Origin of the sequence: Streptomyces sp. NPDC001351 (assembly GCF_042896045.1) — a bacterium.
GTDB lineage: Bacteria > Actinomycetota > Actinomycetes > Streptomycetales > Streptomycetaceae > Streptomyces.
Window position 1 is genome coordinate 258,366 of the sequence record NZ_JBIAWS010000004.1, and the last position, 18,854, is coordinate 277,219.

An 18,854-nucleotide genomic window follows, 5' to 3' on the forward strand; every position below is an offset into this window, starting at 1 on the left:
GCATGGATTCACTCAACGGACCCGGTGAGACACACCTGTCATGTCCCCGGCGGTGACGAACGGCACGACCTTAGATCACCGGTACGACACACGCCGCAGGATTAAGAGCGGGATCGGTCCGCGGGGTCGCCGTCGACGTCCATGTCCTCCTCGTCGATCGGGGTGTCCGCGAGCGCGCAGATCCCTGGCGTGGCTCAGTCCTTGGGACGGTGATGTGTGACCTGTTCCCGGGCGGTACGCCAGCGCATACGCGCCTGCTCGAGAATGCTGTCCCACTGGCGGCGGATCTCGTGATCCGACGGTCGGCTCCCCGCGCGGATCCGGGTGAGTTCGTCGTGCATCTCCCGTCCCAGTGCTGCGGAGGCCACGACCACCAGCATGGCCGCGAACAGCGCTGAGATCATCGCGAAGGCGGCGCCGACTGCTCCGTACCGGGCGGCGTAGGAGTTGAACAGTCGCGGCAGGTATACGTTCGCGCCCACCGAGTAGGCCGCCGTCAGTACCGCCGCGATGATCCCGAAGGGGAGCAGCCTCGGCGGGGCGATCCGTTTGCCGGACAGGATGCGGCCGCTCCAGGTGAGGAAGACAGCGGTCACCGGCGCCTGGGACAACGCCGCCGCCAGGCCGAGGCGGCCCCCGCCGAGCGTCGTCTGAATCCAGCCGAGGACCGCCGTGTAGGCGCCGAGCCCGACGATCCACAGCAGGTCGTTGCGTGTGTTGCGCACGCTGAGGGGCTTGAGTTCCCAGGTCTGCTCGAACAGGCGCTGAACTGCTCGGGCGAAGCTCAGCGTCGAGATCGTCAGGAAGACCACGCCGAGCAGGCCCACGCTCGCGCCGGCGCCCTCCGGCGGGTCAAGGAGCATATGCACGGCCTCGGCGCCGTCACCGGTGAGGTGGTAACGGTTGATGATGCGCTCTGCCGCGTCGTAGTGCACGATGCCGCTCAGTACGGCGCCGGTGAGGATGGCGAGAGGAACGAGTGCGGTCAGAGCGCTCGAGGCGAGCGCGATGGAACGGTCGAAGCCCACGATCTTCTGGAAGCGGTTGACGACCCGCAGGGCGAAAGCCGGACGGAGCCAGAACGTCAGTGTTCTGACAAGGCGCTCGCGCGTGATGGCGTGTCCGGCGACGCACGGCATGCCGTGCCTAGTAACGCAGGGCCCTGGCGACTTCGGCGCGGACGGGGCCGGACAGCTTGCGGTTGCTGCGAGCGGTGGCCTTGCCGTCCTTCCCCGCCCCGACATCGCTGAGCGTCACCACCGTGGTGTCCAGGAGATTGTCTCCCTGGTCACGGAAGTCGACCTGGACCAGGAACGACTTCGCCGAGCCCGCGCCGTTGTGCGCATTCACGGCCACGGTGCTCCGCCCGTCGGCATCCGGGGCCGGGGCGCCCAGGCGTACGTCGTCCTTGGCGTCGACCCCGTTCTTCGCCTCATTCAGGCGCCGTTTGGCCTCAGCCGAGGCCGAAGCCAGCGCGGAAGCACCCTGCGAGGCCAGGGACGGCACGGCAGACGAGACCGCCGAGGCCGCCGAGGAGGCGGCTGAGGCCGCCTTGCTGTGACCGGTCGACGGCGTCCCGGAATTGCCGGAACAGCTGGTCATGCCGGCCCCGGCGCAGGCCGTCAGCAGCACAACCGCACCACACCGGGTGGTCCTCTTCGTCAGACGGCCTGCCATGTCTTCTCCCCTGTGGGACCGACGGATACCGACTCCCAGTCAAGGACGCCCGGCCGGTGACCGCACCCCACACAGGGCTGCACCGGCACACTTCACCCGTATGGCGCGGCACCGGCCGCCAGGTCGGCTCTCTGCGGACCCGGTCCTTCGCCCCCGAGGCCGGCACGTATCACCCCGGGTCAGTACCACCGGTTTGCCGCAGCTCGCGCCGCTGAAGCCGTCCTGACGCAACCGCAACCGCAACCGCAACCGCACTCGTGCGCAGGGACATCCCGTACGGCCGGCCCATCCCGGGACTGTCACGCCACCTCGAACACGTGCATCATTACCCAGGCGTTGTCGACGGTGCTGACGAGGTGGAGGGTGCGCGTGCGAAGAGGCGGAATGTGTACGGCGGCGGCCCTCTGCGGCGGCCTTCTGCTCACCGCCTGCGGACCCGGCGGGGATGCCGCAGCCGCCCGCCCCACCCCCGTCCGGATCGCGGACGCCCCGACCCGGCTGCCGATCCCTCGCGGCAAGGGCAGCAGGATCCCCGACGACTTCAACGGCGACGGCCACCGCGACCTCGTCCTCGACACGCTCGTGAAGGCCCAGAGCCACGCCGACGACGCGGGCATCGGCGTCGTCTACGGCAGCACGCGCGGACTCACCCCAGGGGCACGGCAGTTGCTCAGCCCCGCCAGGTACGCGGTCCGCACCAAGGGCCAACTCCCCAACGTCTTCGACGCGGAGGCGAGCTGCGACCTCGACAAGGACGGCTTCACCGACTTGGTCGTCTCGACCGACCCGCCCTACGACGGCCAAGGCCGCCCCCCGGTCCCCCTCCAGGTCCTCTTCGGCTCCCCCGGCGGCCTGACCCGCGCCGTGAAACTCACCGTCCCCGCCGTCGCCCGCTCCGGCAACGACTGGCCCGACCAGCCGGTGTGCGGCGACTTCGACGGCGACGGCGCCCAGGACCTGGTCCTGCACGCGTCCGGGGAGCAACTGAGCTATCTGCGCGGCCCGTTCAGCCGCAAGGGCACACCCCGCGCGGCCGGTGCCCCCATCCCGTCACCGGGCGAGGTCCCCACGGGCCCCGCGGCCGACGTCAACCGCGACGGCTACGACGACCTGGTGGTCCGCGCGGCGGAGGGCCAGAGCAAGGCCTCCGTCGTCCTCGGCGGCCCCGCCGGCCCCACCCGCACCGGCACCGTCCTGCCCGTGGGCCTCGACGTCGCCCTCGGCCGCTTCGGCAGGGGCGCCGCCCTCGACGCGGCGGTCGGCACCCAGGACGAGACGTTGCTGCGCTACGACCTCCCGGCCGCCACCCGCGCCACCCTCCGCTCCCCCGGCTCGCTGCTCGACGCCGCCGACCTCGACGGCGACGGCCTGAGCGAACTCGTCGCCGGCGGGTCGGGGGTACGGGTGTTCCGAGGCCGTACGTCGGGCTTGTCCACGGCAGGCATGGTGACCGTCGAGCCACCGGCCCAGGGGACGACAGGCGTCCTGGCGGTGGGCGACTTCGACGGGGACGGACGGGCGGACCTCGCGCTGCGGACGTACCTGGGCGAGACGAAGGACACCGTCGCCGTCCATCCCGGCGTGAAGAAGGGGCTCGTGACGGCGAAGCCGACGGTCACCTTCTCGACGTCGGAGTTCCTGGCGGACAACTGACGTCACGGCGGCCCCAGAGGTCCACCGAGTTCCCCTACAACTCGCTTCCAGCGCCCGGCCGACGAGAGCGACTCCTGGTTCGGCGCCTCGGTGCTCCTGCGCGACCACACCCTCGATCAGGCCGACGACCACACAACCACAGCAGTCTCAGAAATTTACCGTACTCACATACAACCCTTACGCCCCATCGCGGGTCTCCTGATCGCCGACCGACCCATGAACCCGAGGACAACTCCCTGCGGACACGGGTCGGCTCGCACCCCACCGACTGCGGATGCCCGCCAGGCATCCCCCGCATGCCGCAGGAGAAAACCCGCATGCACAAGCCTCTGCGACTCGCCCTCGCGTCGGCCACCGCCGTCGCTCTGACGGGCGGTCTGCTCACCTTCACGGCCGCGACCGCGACGGCCGCGGACTCCACGCACGTCCCGAAGGCCGACTTCAACGGCGACGGCATCGGCGACGTCGCCTTCTCTGCCTCCGGTGCCTATGTGAACGGCCTGAAGAACGCCGGCCAGCTGGTCGTCCTCTACGGCACCTCCACCGGCCTCTCGTCCGCCAAGCGCACCACCCTCAGCCAGAACAGCGCAGGGGTCCCCGGCGCCGCCGAGGCCGGTGACGCCTTCGCCTCGGACACCGCGTACGCCGACTTCAACGGCGACGGCTACGACGACCTGGCGGTCAGCTCCCCGCACGAGAAGGTCGGCACCGACACCGACGGCGGCACACTCGCGATCCTCTGGGGCTCCGCGTCGGGCCTCACCGGCAAGGGCGTCACGGTCTCCGACCCGGCCCCCTCCACCCACGACCTCTGGGGCAAGAACCTCGCGGCCGGCGACTTCGACGGCGACGGCAAGGCCGACCTGGCCGTCGGCAGCTCCGCCTCCACGATCTACGTCTTCAAGGGCGGCTTCAGCTCCGCGGGCACGCCCGGCGGCCGCTACACGATCAAGCCCGCCATCCAGAGCGGCGGCGGTGCGAACGGCCCCCTCAACCTGACCGCCGGCGACATCAACGGCGACAAGCGCACCGACCTGGTCGTCGACGGCTTCGAGACGCAGACCGCCTACGGCTGGAACCGCAACTACTACATTCCCGGCACCGCGAGCGGCCTGCAGGTCGCCTCCGCCAAGGCCCTGAAGCCCGGCGTGATCACCGCGATCGGCGACATCAACGGCGACGGCTACGGCGACATCGTCAGCGGCGCCAACTGGGACGCCACCACGTCCGACGGGACGACCATCCCCGACTCCGCCAAGGGCGGCAAGGTCTGGGTCACCTACGGCACCGCCTCCGGCCCCGGCTCCTCCACCGGCATCACCCAGGACACCGGCAACGTCCCCGGCGGCTCCGAGTCCCGGGACATGTTCGGCTACGAACTCGACCTGGGCGACATCAACGGCGACGGCTTCCTCGACCTGGCGATCGGCGTCGCCGGCGAGGACCTCGGCAGCAACGCCGACACCGGTGCGGTCACCGTCCTCTACGGCACCTCGAGCGGCCTGGACACGACGTCCGGGGCCCAGTCCTTCGCCCAGTCCACCCCGGGCGTGCCGGGCGACGACGAGGACGGCGACATGTTCGGTCTCGACCTCAAGCTCGACGACGTCACCGGCGACGGCAAGGCCGACCTGACCGTCGGCTCCGCCGAGAACGGCGGCGACGGCGCGGTGACCTACCTGCCCTCCGACGGCACCAGGATCACCACCACCGGCTCCCGCGCGATCACCCCGAACACCTCGGGCGTCTCGACGACCGGCACACCGTACTTCGGCGCCAACTTCGCGGACTGACCCGCCCCGTACGGGAGCCGGGCCCTCACCCTCGGGCCCGGCTCCTCCCTAGGGGTTCCTTTACCGTCCCCTTAAGGGATGTCACAGCTCGGCAGCAAAGCCGGGCCCGAAGCACCGGGCCCGCCACGTCACTCTCCGGGACCAGGTACGTTCGAAGACGTGGCTGGATTCAGGATCGGACGCGGCGCCCGGAACAACGGCGCTCCGCAAACGCGACCGCAACAACCCCCGTACGGACGTCAGGCGCCGCAGGGCCGCCCGTCGTACGGCGGGCCACCGGCGCCGCAGCCCCACCCCGGGCAGCAGCAGTACGGAAACGGCGGCGGCCAGTGGCCGCAGGGCAACGGCGGCGGATACGGCGAGCCGGAGTACTTTGGCGACGGCGGCGCCTACGCGCCGCAGGGCAACCCGGACCCGTACGCGGCGAACAACCCGGGCCACACCCAGGCGTTCACGGTCGGCGAGGACCCGTACAACCAGGGCGGCACCTACCGCGCGGGCTCTGCCCCGGCGGCCCCCGTGGGCCCCCGCCTGCACTGGAAGGACCTGCTGAGGGGCATCGTCTTCTCGCCCGCCCAGACCTTCCTCCAGATGCGGGACTACACGATGTGGGGCCCGGCCCTCATCGTGACCTTCCTCTACGGTCTGCTCGCGGTCTTCGGCTTCGACGGCGCCCGCTCGGACGCGATCAACGCCACACTGTCGAACGCGGTGCCCATCGTCCTGACGACGGCTGTCGCAATGGTCCTGTCGTCCTTCATCCTGGGCGTGGTCACCCACACCCTGGCCCGCCAGCTCGGCGGCGACGGCGCCTGGCAGCCCACCGTCGGCCTCTCCATGCTGATCATGTCCCTGACGGACGCGCCCCGGCTGGTCTTCGCCATGTTCTTCGGCGGCAACGCGACCTTCGTGCAGGCCCTGGGCTGGGCGACCTGGGTCGCGGCGGGCGCGCTGCTGACGATGATGGTCAGCCGCTCCCACGACCTGCCCTGGCCGAAGGCCCTGGGCGCCTCGGCGATCCAGCTGATCGCCCTGCTGTCGATCGTGAAGCTGGGCACGTTCTGACCCATCTCCCGCGTACGGAAAGGGCTCCCGGCAGTGCGCCGGGAGCCCTTTCCGTAGGTGGCTGTCAGTCGCTATCGGACGTCCACGAAGTCACCGGCCGCGTTGACCGCCGGGGTGGTCGCCGTGCCCGCGAAGCTGTAGCGGAAGTAGCCGTCGGTGGTGGCGGTGAGGGTGGTCCTGAGGTCGCCCGTCGAGTTGGTCCTGACCGTCTTCACCGTGGTGTAGGTGCTGCTGCCCTTCTTGCGGAACTGCAGCTTCACCGGCTGGTTCGCATAGCCGTGGTAGAGGTTGTCCTCCCAGTTGGCCCGGGAGAGCTTGCCGGTGACGGTGATGGCCTTGCCCTTCCGCACCGGCTCCGGGGAGGCGTTGACCGTCAGCTTCGAGGCGCGCTGCACCTTGAAGGTGGTGGCCGCGTCCCGGTGGATGTAGTCGAGGTCATTGGCGGAGACCAGCGTCCCGAGGTTCCAGGTGGCCGCGGCGTTGTTGTCGACGAAGCCGGTCGCCGCCTGCGGGTCGAAGGTCAGCGTGCCCGAGCAGGTCGACGTGGTGTCGCTCAGCTTGACGCAGGTGATGTCGCCGTCGTCGTACCAGATCTGCGCGAAGTTCGGGGTCGGGCCCTTGGCGTAAAGGTACGTGGTCTCCTTGATGCCCGAGTCGTCCGACGCGGTCACGGACACCTTGGCCGTCACCACCTTGGTGGTGCCGACCACGACCGGCTTGCCGCCGTTGACGACGACCTTGTCGATCGTGATGTTGCCCGAGCCGCCGTCATCCGCCTGTGCGGCGGTGGCACCGGCCACCCCGGCGACCAGCGCGAGGCTGGTTCCGAGCAGGGCAAAGCGCGCGGTTGTGCGCATGGATGGTTCCCCCACTGAATGTTTGATCGGTCAGGGGGAGCCTACGGCGTTGGCCAAAGCTTTACCACGCGGTTGTTTCCACAACTCCCCGACGGCGGACCTTCGGACACCGTTCTAGCCTTGAATCGGTAGGTCCGGATGCGTGAACACAAAGGTCATGTACGTGACTGCCGCCGCCGTTCCCACCGCCCCGAGCACCAAGCCTGTCAATGGCTGGGCACGGCTGACGCCCTGACGGGAGGCAGCTCGACACTCGATGATTCCCCGGACAACGCCTGTCAGACCGATGGGCAGAGCAAGCGGCCACACAACCATCCAGAACGGGCAGCAGAACCAGCACACGACGGAAGCAGCGCCGAAAACGACGGCCAGCCTCGCTCCACCGCCTGTCACGTCATCAGTCCGGGTCACGCGCTGATCAAAGCCGCTCAGAGAGCTTCCTTTGACGGAGTGATCGGCTCGCCCGACTTACGCACCACAGGCAGCACACTCCACGGGAAGTTGATCCAGTCGTCGGTCCGCTTCCACACGTACTCGCACTTCACCAGCGACTGAGACTTCTCGTAGACGACGGCGGAGCGGACCTCGGCGACGGTGTCGAGACAGAAGTCGCGTACGAGCTTCAGCGTCTTGCCCGTGTCGGCGACGTCGTCGGTGATGAGCACCTTCTTGTCGGAGAAGTCGATGGCGTTGGGAACGGGGGCGAGCATGACGGGCATCTCAAGGGTGGTGCCCACGCCGGTGTAGAACTCGACGTTCACCAGGTGGATGTTCTTGCAGTCGAGGGCGTAGGCGAGCCCGCCTGCGACGAACACACCGCCGCGCGCGATGCTGAGCACGATGTCCGGCTCGTACCCGTCGTCGGCGATGGCCTGCGCGAGTTCGCGCACGGCGTGCCCGAAGGCCTCGTAGGTCAGGTTCTCCCGCACACCGCTCACCGCGCTCTCCCCGCTCACACCTGGGTCCGGTGGAAGTTGAGGTAGGACCGGGAGGCGGTGGGACCGCGCTGGCCCTGGTACCGGGAGCCGTACCGCTCGCTGCCGTACGGGAACTCGGCCGGCGAGCTCAGCCGGAACATGCACAGCTGGCCGATCTTCATCCCCGGCCACAGCTTGATGGGCAGAGTCGCGAGGTTGGAGAGCTCCAGCGTCACATGCCCGGAGAAGCCGGGGTCGATGAACCCGGCGGTGGAGTGCGTGACGAGGCCCAGCCGCCCGAGCGAGCTCTTCCCCTCGAGCCGCGAGGCAAGATCGTCGGGAAGCGTGATGACCTCGTACGTACTGGCGAGGACGAACTCCCCGGGATGCAGGATGAACGGCTCGTCACCCTCGGGCTCCACGAGCCGCGTCAGATCGACCTGCTCGACGGAGGGGTCGATGTGCGGGTAGCGGTGGTTCTCGAACACCCGGAAGAACCGGTCCAGCCGCACGTCGACACTCGACGGCTGCACCATGGATTTGTCGTAGGGATCGATCACCACCCGCCCGGCGTCGATCTCGGCCCGGATGTCCTTGTCTGAGAGAAGCACGCCCTGAGGATACGCAAGGCGCGCGGACCGGCCACAACCCAGCCACCCGCGCGCCCGCTACCGCTCTGACCCGCCCCTAGTACTTCTGCCTCTCCAGGCTGACCGGCACCACACTGCGGAGCCGGGCACACCGTGGGCACCGGACGAGCCGGCCAGGGCCCAGCCGCTCGGCCTGCTGCATCGGGAACGAAGCGGTGCTGAACACGTGCCCATCGGCACAACGGACGACGGTGCGCTCCATCAAGTCCAAGAGTCCCTTCCCCAAGAGCCGCGTCTGGCTACTGCTCACCTGACGACAAATGCCACATTACGGGATCAAAGGAACGACTCTCCAGGGGGCTCTCCGACCTCCCCGGCCCCTCACCCACCCCTCCACCGTACGCCCCAACTCCGGCCCCCCGCAGCCTCATCGCCCCCCGAAACGCACGCGGGCCCCACGGCTTCAGCACCGGGGGCCGGGGATGAGGTAAGGTGACGATGCGTTCGGACACCGACTCCGGTCGGCGTCTTACGCGGGTGTAGTTTAATGGTAGAACATCAGCTTCCCAAGCTGAGAGCGCGAGTTCGATTCTCGTCACCCGCTCCAGAGAGAAACCCCAGGTCGGCGGCCTGGGGTTTGTTTGTTGTCTAGTCCAATTCGGGGGCCGCGTGCCCTCCACGTGCCCTAAGTCGAGGTCGAGCGGCCATTACAGGGGTGCTCGGGCGCCACTTTGAGCGACTCCAGGCCCAGACGTCTCAAATGGCGAGACGCATTTTGTGTGACCTGCGCCACTGCTGCAGGTAGTACCCGCGAAGTCGCTTACGCAAAGCAGCAGTTCACGAACCCTGCCAGACACACAGCGCCTGTCACGGGCGCGGCTTCACTCCGAGGTCGGCGAGCAGGCCCCGGACGTGACCCTCGATCTCGTCGCGGATGGGGCGTACGGCATCGACGCCCTGCCCAGCCGGGTCGTCCAACTTCCAGTCCAGGTAGGTCTTGCCGGGGAAAACAGGGCACGTGTCCCCGCGCCCCATGGTGATCACGACGTCCGACGCCCGGACGGCCTCGACGGTCAGGACCTTCGGGGTCTCTGCAGAGACGTCGATGCCCGATTCGCTCATCGCCTCGATGACAGCGGGGTTGACCGTTTCGGCCGGGGCCGAGCCGGCCGAGCGGCCCTCCACCGCGCCCTCACACCTTCTCGGCCAGCACGCGGGAATGCCCGGCAGCGAGCAGGCCGATGTCCTCGACGTCGGAGGTCAGAATGGTCACGCGTCCGGGATGCTGGAGCGCGGTCGCGCACAGAATGGCGTCGATGGCGTACTTGTGACCGTGCAGACCCGCTGCTCGGAGCAGCGCCGCGGCGGCCTGCGCCACACCCTGCGTGACCGGCTCGACTCGGAGCCGGGAGAGAGTCCACTTCAATGCGGCGTCGTTGATCTTTGGGTGGATGACCTCGACGAGCACGGCAGCGGAGGTGATGACCGGCAGATCGGCGTCACGGGCGGCCGTCAGCCACTCGTGAACCTCCCGGTCCCGCTGCACCGCCTTCGCCAGGCCCTCGCTGTCCAGGACCAGGGCACCGCTCACGCGGCGGCCCCGGCGCCCGAGGTACCGCCGGTGAGCCTGGCGCGCTTGGCCGCCACGGCCTCCGGGTCGGCCGGGCCGTGCACCTTGTCGAAGTCGGCGATCAGCTCGTCCAGGTTGTCCCGCTCGATCTGCTGCTGCGCCGCCTTCTCCAGGAAGGCCGAGACGCCCCGCTTGCCGACCCGTTCACGGATCGCCTGCAGCGTGCCGGCGGTCAGGGTGACGGAGATGCCGCTGGTGGGACCGTCACCGGGGAGGAAGTCCACTTCGTCATCAGCCATGACTCCGAGTATGCCATTGGAAATGCTATTGCGCGTGATGCGGTCGGTCTCCGATCTGCCATGCAGGGAGTGCAGGACGGCCGGGCGTGGGGCTCAGGCATGGCATTGTCTGGAGCCCCACGCTCCCGTGTTGGCGGGGCGACTACGCCTCGTGGGCCTGCTGCCGCCCCGCGCCAGTCTCGCGCAGCTGTTGCCGCACCTCGGCGTCGATGCCCTGGGCCAGCCTTCGCTGATGCTTCGCCGTCGAGTGCTGATAGATCAGCTGGGCCCGCTCCGACGACTGGCCGGCCCGGACCATCAGGTCCTTCAGCTTTGCTCCGGTGTCAGCGGCGAGAGTGTTGCCGGTGTGCCTGAGGTCGTAGAAGCGGAAGTTGTCCGGCATCCCGACCTTGGTCCTCGCCTTGCGCCACTTGCGGCCGAAGGTCGAGCGGCGGAAGGGAGCGCCCTTCTCGCCGACGAAGAGGAGGCCGTCCGGCCCCTTCTCGGCGAACCACTGGAGGTGGCGGCGCAGCTCCGGGAGCAGGAAGTCGGGCAGGTAGACGGTGCGTTTGCCCGCGCGGGTCTTGGGGTCGCCGGTGACACGTCTGCCGTTCGTCAGCTCGGGGGACGCGTGCGTGACGCGCAGCGAGCATTCGTCGATATCGACACTGTGACGGCGCAGCTCGGCCAGTTCCTCCGGGCGGAGGGAGGCGAAGGCGCCGAGCAGGACCATCAGGCGCCAGCGTGGGCCCATGGCGTCGGCGAGGTCGAAGACCTGCTCGACGGTGGCAGTGGGGCGTTCGTCGGCCTCCTCCTTGCCCGCGCCCTTGATACGGCAGGGGTTGGTGCTGAGGAGGTCGTCGTCGACCGCCGTCTGCAGTATGCCCTTCAGCAGGCGGTACGACTTGGCGACCGTGGTGGCGCCGGTCGCCTTCAGGCGCTCGGCGCGCCACGTGCGGACGGAGGGCGGAGTGATCTCGTCCAGGTCCTTGCCGCCGAAGGTCGGCAGAAGGTGCAGGCGCAGCAGGCCGTAGTAGCGGTCGACAGTGGTGAGGGCCAGGCCGCGCTCTTCCATCCAACGGAGTGCGTACTTCTCGAAGTTGACGGCGCCGGCTTCCGGGTCGCGCCATACGTTGCGCTCGATGTCGGCGCGGACGAGGTTGAGCCAGTCCTGGGCGTCGGACCTGGTCTCGAACGTCTCCGGGGCGGTGTACCGCTGGCCGTCGGGGCCGATGTAGCGGGCCTGCCACCGGCCGGAGGCGAGCTTGCGTACCGTGCCGAACTCGCGCCGCCGCTGCGGCTTGCGTCCCGCCATCAGGCCGCCTTCCCGTAGCGGGCACGGATGCGGCGGAGCGGCTCGACGGTGCGTGCGTCGATGTATTCGGCGACCGCGCTCTCGGGGATGCGGACCGGGCGGCCGAGCTTGACGTAGCGGATGCGGCGCTCGGTGATGAGGCGGCGGACGAAGCGCTCGCCGGTGCCGAGCATCTCGCCGGCCTCGGCCACCGTGAGGAGGCGGTCAGCCATTCAGGATCACCTCCTTCGGAGCGCAGTGCTGAGTACGGGCAGGGGCAGGAGGTATTGCGGGTCGGTGCAAGAGCGGTGGGTCCTCACTCTGGAGCGGCAGGGGGGAGACGAGCCTCGGTATGGCGAGGGGGCTCGCGTGGCGGTTCAGACGGTCGGCCGGCCGTGCAGGAGCACGGGGGCTGAGACATGAAGCGCCTCGGCGATTGCGATGAGGTCGTCGATGTCGCAGCGGCGCTGGGCGCGTTCGATGCGGGACAACATTGTGTTGGACATCGGGCGACCGAGCGCGGTCACGCGGCCGGCGAGCTGGCGTTGCGACAAGCCGCGTTCGGTGCGGAGGATTTCGATCGTATGGGCCGCCCGCATACCTGCGGTCCCTATTTCCAATGAGCGTGCTGCCATGGCTCCATTTGTAGCTTCCATTCCCCGGTTTGGTTAACCGGGGATCGTCGTCTATGTTGCGCTCCGCAGGTCGGTGCGAAGCAGTTTCCAGGGCACCGGGAAGGGGCTGGCGTCGGCATGCCAATCGACGCTCTGCTGGCGCTCTGACGTGGGGTGTTGTGTTGTAGCTTCCCCGTCGGCGGTACGTCAACGGCTTCCCGATGTGATCCTTCTGGCTTCATCTGACGGGGCATTATTTCGGCAACCGGCGATCGTGCCCTACAGTTTTGGGACCGCCCTCCACCGCCTTCTTTTCGGCAGCCTTTCTGCCGTCAGAGATGGCGCGGGATTGGGCTGGACTTGCGCGGCCCGGGTGTGGCTATGTTGACGACACCCCCGGAAGGCGCGAGCGGCCATCAGCGCGCCCGCCCGGCGCCGCCGACCGGCCAACTCCCCTCCCCTGACGCCCGTACCGCCCATCGACGGTGAGCCGTGGGCTCCTGCCCGCCTGCAACCGAGTGAGGAACCGCCCCTCTTGGCACGAATCCGCACCATCAAGCCCGAAGCCTTCGTCTCCGAGTCTCTCGCCGGCGTCTCCCTGACCGCCGAGCGCACCTTCCTCGGCCTGCTCACCCAGGCCGACGACCAGGGCCGCCACCGCGACCACGCCGCGATCATCGCCGGACAGCTGTGGGTGCTACGCCCCGAGCACAGGCCCTCGGACGTCGAGACTGACCTCGCCCAGCTCGCCGACGCCGGACTGATCTGCCGCTACACGGGGCTCGACGACAAGCGGTACCTGCACGTCGTCACCTGGAGCCGGCACCAGAAGATCAACCGGCCCAGCAAGAGCCGCCTCCCTGCCTGCCCGCACCACGACGGCCATGCCGACACCGTGCCGGGCGTCGCCGCTCTGGCTGCGGGGGCTGGCATCACGGAGCCCTCACCGCAGTCTCACGGAACTCTCCGTGAAACCTCCGGAGAAGTGCGCGAGCCCGCAGTGAATTCCACTGCCGATGGTGAAGTCGCAGGTCAGAGCGATTTCACGGAGCCCTCCGTGAGGGAGCAGGGAGGATTCCGTGAGGCGGCGGTGACGCCTCACGGTCCGGATCTAGGACCTAGGACCATGGATCTAGGAGATATCCCTTCGGGGGGCGCGAGCGCCCCCGCGCCCGACACCGTCTCGGCTCAGCAGCTCATTGCCGAATACGTCGCCGGGTGCGACCACCGCCCGCCGAGCGACTTCCTGGGCCACCTCAGCCGGGTGGTGAAGAAGCTGCTCGACGAGGGCATCGCCCCCGCCCACATCCGCGCCGGGCTCGAATGCCACCGCGCCAAGGGCCTGCACCCCAGCACCCTGCCGAGCCTCGTGCACGAGGCCATGAACGCGGCCCCCGCCAAGCCAAACGCGCCGGTTGTGCACAGGGCGTGGACAAACCCGACCGACGTCGAAGCCGCCTTCGGAGGTGACCTCTGACCGCCACCCTCACCCGAGAGCCCAGCCGGGTCGGTGCGATTGCCGACCGGCTCGACGGCATCCTGGCCGGTCGCGGCATCGACCCCGCCACCGTCGCCGCCGAGGACCCTGTGCCGGAGCCCGTCACTGCGCTGGAGCTCGCCGACGCCCGGATCCCCGCCCGCTACCGCCGAGCCCTGGCCGACCACCCGCAGGTCACCGCCTGGGCAGACGAGATCGCCCGCGCCGGACGCCCCGGCCCCGGCGGACCCGGTATCGCCGAAGGCCCGTCGCTGCTGATCGCCGGCCCCACCGGCACCGGCAAGACGTATCAGGCGTACGGCGCCGTCCGAACCCTCCTCAGCCGTGGCGTCCGCCTACGCTGGGAGGCCACCACCTCCGCCGACCTGCACGCGCGGCTCCGCCCCCGCGCCGGTCACGACGGCGAACGGGAACTGCAGACACTCGTCCGCTGCCCGCTGCTGCTCCTGGACGACCTCGGCGCGGCCAAGACCAGCGAGTGGACCGAGGAGCTCACCTACCGGCTCATCAACCACCGGTACGAGCACATGCTCCCCACCCTCATCACCACCAACCTCCCCACCGCCGAGCTCCGCACAGCGCTCGGCGACCGCGTCGCCTCCCGCCTCGCCGAGATGACCGAACGCGTCATCCTCACCGGGCCCGACCGACGCCGTACCGCGCCCGCCGCCTGACGGCAGCACCGCGTCTCCCTCCCCGCCCTCACCTCACCCCGCCCGCGCACAGGTATGCCCTCGCACGCGCGAGCCCTTGGAGAGCCCCTGCATGACATCCCGCAACACCGTGCCCACAAGCGCCGCAGAAAGTCCGGCAGCGTCCCTGGCGCACTGGATCCCCTCGCCCACGGCAGCCGTACTGCTGCTCGCCACCCTCGCCCTGACCGCTGGATGGCTGTTGCGGCGCGCCCGCAAGCGCGGTAACGGACAGCGGCATGGCACCGTCGCCATCCCGGTTGCCGCCATCTCCGCCATCGGCTGCACCGCCTACAGCGCGGACACCAGCTGGCGGTTCGCCGCCGACTACCTCGGCATGGGCGGCACGATCGAGCGCGCCGCGATGTTCGCCGTCGCCGAGCTCGCCCTGTTCGCCACCGCGCTGATGGCCCGGGCCAACCTCAACGGCCCGAAGCAGGCGCCCGGCGTGCCCGGCACCCTCACCTGGGTGATCACCGGCGTGCAGATCGTGCCCGCCTACGCCGAGTCCGGGCTGGTCGGCGGAAGCGGACGGGCCTTCGTCGGCCCGGTCCTGGCAGCGACGCTGTGGCACCTGGCCATGGGCATCGAACTGCGCCACCGCAGCCCGCACGCCGGCTCCCGCAGCCTGACCGGCGTCCTCACCCGACAGGCACGCGAACGGCTGCTGGCCCGTCTCGGGATTGCCGACCGGGACGCGGACGCCGCCCGGATCATCCGCGAACGCGCCCTCGACCGAGCCGTCACCCTGATCCTCCGGGCAGAGGCCATGACGCCCGACAAGCGCGCCAAGCCGCGAGGCCGACGCCTCACCCGCCGCCTGCACCAGGCCCTGGAACAGGCCGACGTCGACCGCGACGCGCAGCAGGACGAGCTGCTGCTGCGCAAGCTCGCCACCCGCCAACAGGCTCTCGCCCTCGCCACCGTCCCGCTGTCCGCCCGCTGGCCCCACCCCGCCCTGGGGTCTACCGAGGGATCCACGACCGCCGCCCTGCGGGCCGACACGGCACATCGGGCAGAGGTTCCGGGCAGCCCGCATTCAAAGGTCGTGGGCGGTGACGCCACCGCCCGGGCAGCCCGCGCTCAGCCCGAAAACCGCCCGCAACAGCCCACCTACACCGCCACCGGCCCGGAACCGAGTCCGGGCGAGGAACCACCGGACGTCGATCCGGGCAAGGCCGCGCGGGCGAAGTCGAATCGCTCAGGCCACAAACCGCGGGCGACACGGGATTTCCTCACCGAGTACGCCCATCGCCTCCACCGCGAGACCGGACGTCTCTCCCGTGACGGGCTGGAGAACGCCGTGCGGGAGGACGGCTACAGCGTCGCCAGCGACACCGCCGGAGAAGTCGTCCGCAGCGTCAAGGCCGACCTGCGCACCGGGCCCGCCGACCACCCGCAATGAGACCGCCCCCACATCCAAGCCCCAAGGAAGACCGCTCGATGCACGACTCGCACCATGAACTCCACGACGCCCAAAGGGAGATCAACACCCCCACCTCAGCGCCAGCAAGTTGTACCGGGAGCAATGCTCCCGGGATTCCCGCCCCAGGGGTGGCGGGAACAGCCCGGCGCCAGGGGGCACCGGAGCCTCAGGCTGCGACCGAGGGCGGACCGCAGCAGGGAGGGGAACGGCCGACCGAGTCCGTCTCGAAGAGACGTCAGCGCGCTCGTCAGCCGACGTCACGCAAGCGCCTGCACCAGCCCAGCTGCCGCATGAACGACGCCGAGTTCCAGCGTTTCACCGAAGCCGCCGCCCACTGCCACATGTCCAACGCCGCCTTCCTCGCCTACGCCGTCGACAAGGCCGCCCGCGACCTGAACCGCACCGCCGCCGAGATCGCCACCGAACGGCAGGTCATCGACGAGCTGTTCGCCGCCCGCCGGCACCTGGGCCGCATCCACGGCCTCTTCAACCAGATCACCAGGGCCCTCAACTCCGGCGCCGACACACCCCACCCGGACACGGCAGCCGGAGCCGTGCGCAGCGCTGCCCAACGGATGGAGGACGCCGCCGATGCCCTGCTCGCCCACCGCGATGGCGGTGCCGCTGAGTGATCCCCAGCATCCACGACCGCGGCAGCGAGACGATCGGGCTCATCAACTACCTCTACGGCCCCGGTACCGCAGAGGAGCACATCGACCCGCACCTCGTCGCTGCCTTCGACCCGCTCACCCCCGACCCCGGCCGCGACCCGCAGGCCACCCACGAACAGCTCCAGCGCCTGCTCGACCAGCCCGTCAACGCCCTGCCCACCGGCAAGCGCCCCGAGAAACACGTATGGCACTTGTCCGTACGGGCCGCGCCGGAGGACCCGATCCTGTCCGACGAGGACTGGGCGGCCATCGCCCGCCGCATGGTCGCCGCCACCGGCATCGCCCCCGACGGCGACGAGCAAGCCTGCCGGTGGGCAGCCGTCCGCCACGCCGACGACCACATCCACATCATCGCCACCCTGGTCCGCGACGACGGCCGCCGCCCTCGCCTGCACAACGAGGCCCGCCGCGCCCAGGCCGAATGCCGCCGCATCGAAGTCGACTACGGCCTGCGCCGCGTCGCCCCCGGGGACGGCACCGCCGCCAAGCCACCCACCAGCGCCGAACGCCACAAAGCCAAGCGCGAGGGCCGAGAGCAGGCGGCACGCGAAGAGCTACGGGAGACCGTACGGCGGGCAGTGGCCGGAGCCATGAGCGAGGAGGAGTTCTTCGACCGGATCGCCGCCGCCGGCCTGCTGATCCACAAGCGCGTCGCACCCTCCGGCGACCTGCTCGGCTACAAGGTCGCCCTTCCGGACAACCGCAACGGCAAGCAGGAGCCGGTGTTCTACGCAGGCTCCACCCTCGCCCCCGACCTGTCCCTGCCCCGCATCCGCCAACGCTTCTCCGACGGCCCCCCGAGCCAGGTCACGGACACCCTCTCCGTCGAAGCCCCGAGCGGCCCCGCAGCAGCGCGGCGCCGGACGGCCACGGCCGTGTGGCAGACGGTGCTGGTCATCGACCACGGGGAGGACGCCCGGGTGGCCGCGCACATCGCGGCGGCCGGGGAGGTCCTGGACGCGCTCGCCAAGACCTCCGCCGCCCACACCCGCGCCGAACTGCGCAAGGCGGCCTTCGCGTTCGAACGGGCCACCCGCTCCCACATCAAGGCCGAGCGCGGACACGACCGGGCTCTGCGCCAGGCCGCCCGCGACCTCGTCCACAGCGGACCCGCGCTCGGACGCGGAGAAGACGGCGCCACCACCGCGATGGCGATCGACATGCTGTTCTTCCTCGTGACCGCCGCCGCCCACTGGCATGCGAAGAAAAACCATGCACAGCAGGCAGCCGCCGCCCGCCAGGCAGCCGAACACCTGCGCGCCGCCTACCGGGCCGCCGCCGACGTCCCGTTGGGCGTGCTGTACCAGCGGGGCCGCCTCCTGTCCCAGCCCCTGCGCCAGCAGCAGGCCGCCTGTCTTCGGGCAGCCGTGCCGGAGCTGGCCGAACAGATCCTGGCCGAGCCGGGCTGGCACGCCCTGGCGGCCACCCTCGCCGACACCACGAGCGCCGGCCACGACCCCGCCGCGCTGCTGGCGGAGGCCGTCGAACGGCGGGAGCTGGGCACCGCCGACTCCATCAGTGACGTGCTGGTATGGCGGCTGCGCCGCATGGCCGACCTGCCCGCAGACGCCACCCCGATGCCCGACCACACCCCCGCTGCGGCCAAGTACCGCAGGCATTCCGTCTCGCCCGCCCCGAGCCGGGACGACCGGCCCCGCAAGACGCGGTGATGCAGTGCAAACGCCGGTGCCCCTCTACCAGGGTCGGCAAAGGGCACCGGCGTGCAGGGAAGGTCAGCGGGCAGCCTGGACCTTGACGAGCGCCTTCCTCAGGTTGGCATCCACGAGTCCCGTGACGCCCGTGACGGGCTGGGTCAGACCTGGCGGCCCGCTGCGGCCGACATGAGCGGTTCCGCGGCCTTCTCGGTCGTGTCCGGCGGCACGACCAGCAGGTCCCAGCGCCCCTGGCCGGGGGCGAGCAGGACGACGGTGCGCGGGGCGGATGCCACCAGTGTCCTGTGCAGGCGTACGACCTGATTGGAGACGAGCATCCGGCCGGGCACGGCGGGCCACGTCGCCCCGTTGACCGTGACGCTGGTGATGTGGCCCCATGCGCCGGGCAACCCGGCGAGCAACCTGGGGAGTTCGACGAGCAGGTCGTACGAACGCGGCCACCATGCGCCGTCGATGGCCCGAGGCAGATTCCCGTGGGGGGCCAGGCGCAGACGCAGGACGGGGTGGGAGGGAAGCGGGGGCTGCAGTGCGGTGGTCATGATGGCTCCTGCCAACTGCCTTGCACGAATGAGTGGTTGACGTCAGG

The 18,854-nt window shown here is 70.0% G+C and carries 20 protein-coding genes and 1 tRNA gene; 9 read left to right on the forward strand and 12 right to left on the reverse strand.

The genetic code is table 11. The features are described from left to right. Positions 1–194: 194 nt before the first annotated feature. Both ACFY1U_RS16020 and ACFY1U_RS16025 read right to left on the reverse strand, forming a co-directional pair. Entirely contained in the window at positions 195–1,139 is a 945-nt protein-coding gene (locus ACFY1U_RS16020) for a hypothetical protein (RefSeq protein ID WP_390694738.1), read from the reverse strand. A gap of 7 nt (positions 1,140–1,146) precedes the next feature. After that, positions 1,147–1,677 (reverse strand): hypothetical protein, encoded by a 531-nt coding sequence (locus ACFY1U_RS16025; RefSeq protein WP_390694739.1) that lies wholly within the window; start codon positions 1,675–1,677, stop codon positions 1,147–1,149. 384 nt (positions 1,678–2,061) lie between these two features. On the opposite strand from ACFY1U_RS16025, the gene ACFY1U_RS16030 reads away from it, so the two are divergent. From ACFY1U_RS16030 to ACFY1U_RS16040, 3 genes are all read left to right on the forward strand, one after another. Then, positions 2,062–3,330 (forward strand): FG-GAP repeat domain-containing protein, encoded by a 1,269-nt coding sequence (locus ACFY1U_RS16030; protein ID WP_390695215.1) that lies wholly within the window; start codon positions 2,062–2,064, stop codon positions 3,328–3,330. 317 nt (positions 3,331–3,647) lie between these two features. After that, positions 3,648–5,123 (forward strand): VCBS repeat-containing protein, encoded by a 1,476-nt coding sequence (locus tag ACFY1U_RS16035; protein ID WP_390694740.1) that lies wholly within the window; start codon positions 3,648–3,650, stop codon positions 5,121–5,123. A gap of 78 nt (positions 5,124–5,201) precedes the next feature. After that, positions 5,202–6,188 carry a YIP1 family protein gene (locus tag ACFY1U_RS16040; protein WP_390694741.1) on the forward strand — a complete coding sequence of 329 codons (987 nt, stop codon included), beginning with the start codon at positions 5,202–5,204 and terminating at the stop codon, positions 6,186–6,188. 71 nt (positions 6,189–6,259) lie between these two features. Here ACFY1U_RS16040 and ACFY1U_RS16045 read toward each other — a convergent pair whose 3' ends face one another. The 3 genes from ACFY1U_RS16045 to dcd form a co-directional block, all read right to left on the reverse strand. Next, positions 6,260–7,045 carry a calcium-binding protein gene (locus ACFY1U_RS16045; protein ID WP_390694742.1) on the reverse strand — a complete coding sequence of 262 codons (786 nt, stop codon included), beginning with the start codon at positions 7,043–7,045 and terminating at the stop codon, positions 6,260–6,262. 428 nt (positions 7,046–7,473) lie between these two features. Next, positions 7,474–7,983 carry a phosphoribosyltransferase gene (locus ACFY1U_RS16050; RefSeq protein ID WP_390694743.1) on the reverse strand — a complete coding sequence of 170 codons (510 nt, stop codon included), beginning with the start codon at positions 7,981–7,983 and terminating at the stop codon, positions 7,474–7,476. 14 nt (positions 7,984–7,997) lie between these two features. Further along, entirely contained in the window at positions 7,998–8,573 is a 576-nt protein-coding gene (gene dcd / locus ACFY1U_RS16055) for a dCTP deaminase (protein ID WP_390694744.1), read from the reverse strand. 512 nt (positions 8,574–9,085) lie between these two features. Here dcd and ACFY1U_RS16060 point away from each other — a divergent pair. Then, positions 9,086–9,159, forward strand: a tRNA-Gly gene (locus tag ACFY1U_RS16060). A 260-nt stretch (positions 9,160–9,419) separates the two neighbouring features. On the opposite strand, the gene ACFY1U_RS16065 is transcribed toward ACFY1U_RS16060, so the two are convergent. The 6 genes from ACFY1U_RS16065 to ACFY1U_RS16090 all read right to left on the reverse strand — a co-directional run bounded on the left by ACFY1U_RS16065 (position 9,420) and on the right by ACFY1U_RS16090 (position 12,329). Beyond that, positions 9,420–9,782: a hypothetical protein gene (locus ACFY1U_RS16065; protein ID WP_390695216.1), complete on the reverse strand. Its 363-nt coding sequence runs from the start codon at positions 9,780–9,782 to the stop codon at positions 9,420–9,422. Beyond that, on the reverse strand, positions 9,745–10,143 hold the full coding sequence (locus tag ACFY1U_RS16070; protein WP_390694745.1) for a PIN domain-containing protein: 399 nt from the start codon (positions 10,141–10,143) through the stop codon (positions 9,745–9,747). Before ACFY1U_RS16070 ends, ACFY1U_RS16065 begins: the two co-directional genes overlap by 38 nt. Beyond that, a complete protein-coding gene (locus ACFY1U_RS16075) occupies positions 10,140–10,421 on the reverse strand; it encodes a hypothetical protein (RefSeq protein WP_390694746.1) in 282 nt (93 codons plus the stop codon). The genes ACFY1U_RS16070 and ACFY1U_RS16075 overlap by 4 nt, the downstream gene beginning before the upstream one ends. Before the next feature lie 142 nt (positions 10,422–10,563). Beyond that, the gene (locus ACFY1U_RS16080) at positions 10,564–11,715 is read right to left on the reverse strand and encodes a tyrosine-type recombinase/integrase (protein WP_390694747.1); all 1,152 of its coding nucleotides are present in this window, start codon (positions 11,713–11,715) and stop codon (positions 10,564–10,566) included. After that, positions 11,715–11,927 (reverse strand): helix-turn-helix domain-containing protein, encoded by a 213-nt coding sequence (locus ACFY1U_RS16085; protein WP_390694748.1) that lies wholly within the window; start codon positions 11,925–11,927, stop codon positions 11,715–11,717. Before ACFY1U_RS16085 ends, ACFY1U_RS16080 begins: the two co-directional genes overlap by 1 nt. A gap of 144 nt (positions 11,928–12,071) precedes the next feature. Beyond that, a complete protein-coding gene (locus ACFY1U_RS16090; protein WP_390694749.1) occupies positions 12,072–12,329 on the reverse strand; it encodes a helix-turn-helix domain-containing protein in 258 nt (85 codons plus the stop codon). A gap of 514 nt (positions 12,330–12,843) precedes the next feature. Here ACFY1U_RS16090 and ACFY1U_RS16095 point away from each other — a divergent pair. The 5 genes from ACFY1U_RS16095 (at position 12,844) to ACFY1U_RS16115 (ending at position 18,265) form a co-directional block, all read left to right on the forward strand. Continuing rightward, positions 12,844–13,785 (forward strand): hypothetical protein, encoded by a 942-nt coding sequence (locus ACFY1U_RS16095; RefSeq protein ID WP_390694750.1) that lies wholly within the window; start codon positions 12,844–12,846, stop codon positions 13,783–13,785. After that, positions 13,782–14,480 carry an ATP-binding protein gene (locus ACFY1U_RS16100; protein ID WP_390695217.1) on the forward strand — a complete coding sequence of 233 codons (699 nt, stop codon included), beginning with the start codon at positions 13,782–13,784 and terminating at the stop codon, positions 14,478–14,480. Before ACFY1U_RS16095 ends, ACFY1U_RS16100 begins: the two co-directional genes overlap by 4 nt. Positions 14,481–14,571: 91 nt before the next feature. Then, entirely contained in the window at positions 14,572–15,903 is a 1,332-nt protein-coding gene (locus ACFY1U_RS16105) for a hypothetical protein (RefSeq protein ID WP_390694751.1), read from the forward strand. 311 nt (positions 15,904–16,214) lie between these two features. Next, on the forward strand, positions 16,215–16,556 hold the full coding sequence (locus ACFY1U_RS16110) for a plasmid mobilization relaxosome protein MobC (protein ID WP_390694752.1): 342 nt from the start codon (positions 16,215–16,217) through the stop codon (positions 16,554–16,556). Next, the gene (locus ACFY1U_RS16115; RefSeq protein WP_390694753.1) at positions 16,553–18,265 is read left to right on the forward strand and encodes a relaxase/mobilization nuclease domain-containing protein; all 1,713 of its coding nucleotides are present in this window, start codon (positions 16,553–16,555) and stop codon (positions 18,263–18,265) included. Before ACFY1U_RS16110 ends, ACFY1U_RS16115 begins: the two co-directional genes overlap by 4 nt. Before the next feature lie 143 nt (positions 18,266–18,408). Here ACFY1U_RS16115 and ACFY1U_RS16120 read toward each other — a convergent pair whose 3' ends face one another. Further along, positions 18,409–18,807 carry a DUF5994 family protein gene (locus ACFY1U_RS16120; protein ID WP_390694754.1) on the reverse strand — a complete coding sequence of 133 codons (399 nt, stop codon included), beginning with the start codon at positions 18,805–18,807 and terminating at the stop codon, positions 18,409–18,411. Positions 18,808–18,854: the final 47 nt, after the last annotated feature.

Bases quoted from the DNA above. Each gene is read 5' to 3' on its own strand.
- ACFY1U_RS16025 (WP_390694739.1), bottom strand. From the start codon at position 1,677: ATGGCAGGCCGTCTGACGAAGAGGACCACCCGGTGTGGTGCGGTTGTG.
- ACFY1U_RS16045 (WP_390694742.1), bottom strand. From the start codon at position 7,045: ATGCGCACAACCGCGCGCTTTGCCCTGCTCGGAACCAGCCTCGCGCTG.
- ACFY1U_RS16035 (WP_390694740.1), top strand. From the start codon at position 3,648: ATGCACAAGCCTCTGCGACTCGCCCTCGCGTCGGCCACCGCCGTCGCT.
- ACFY1U_RS16040 (WP_390694741.1), top strand. From the start codon at position 5,202: ATGTCACAGCTCGGCAGCAAAGCCGGGCCCGAAGCACCGGGCCCGCCA.
- ACFY1U_RS16090 (WP_390694749.1), bottom strand. From the start codon at position 12,329: ATGGCAGCACGCTCATTGGAAATAGGGACCGCAGGTATGCGGGCGGCC.
- ACFY1U_RS16020 (WP_390694738.1), bottom strand. From the start codon at position 1,139: ATGCCGTGCGTCGCCGGACACGCCATCACGCGCGAGCGCCTTGTCAGA.
- ACFY1U_RS16030 (WP_390695215.1), top strand. From the start codon at position 2,062: ATGTGTACGGCGGCGGCCCTCTGCGGCGGCCTTCTGCTCACCGCCTGC.
- ACFY1U_RS16105 (WP_390694751.1), top strand. From the start codon at position 14,572: ATGACATCCCGCAACACCGTGCCCACAAGCGCCGCAGAAAGTCCGGCA.
- ACFY1U_RS16080 (WP_390694747.1), bottom strand. From the start codon at position 11,715: ATGGCGGGACGCAAGCCGCAGCGGCGGCGCGAGTTCGGCACGGTACGC.
- ACFY1U_RS16110 (WP_390694752.1), top strand. From the start codon at position 16,215: ATGAACGACGCCGAGTTCCAGCGTTTCACCGAAGCCGCCGCCCACTGC.
- ACFY1U_RS16075 (WP_390694746.1), bottom strand. From the start codon at position 10,421: ATGGCTGATGACGAAGTGGACTTCCTCCCCGGTGACGGTCCCACCAGC.
- ACFY1U_RS16120 (WP_390694754.1), bottom strand. From the start codon at position 18,807: ATGACCACCGCACTGCAGCCCCCGCTTCCCTCCCACCCCGTCCTGCGT.
- ACFY1U_RS16085 (WP_390694748.1), bottom strand. From the start codon at position 11,927: ATGGCTGACCGCCTCCTCACGGTGGCCGAGGCCGGCGAGATGCTCGGC.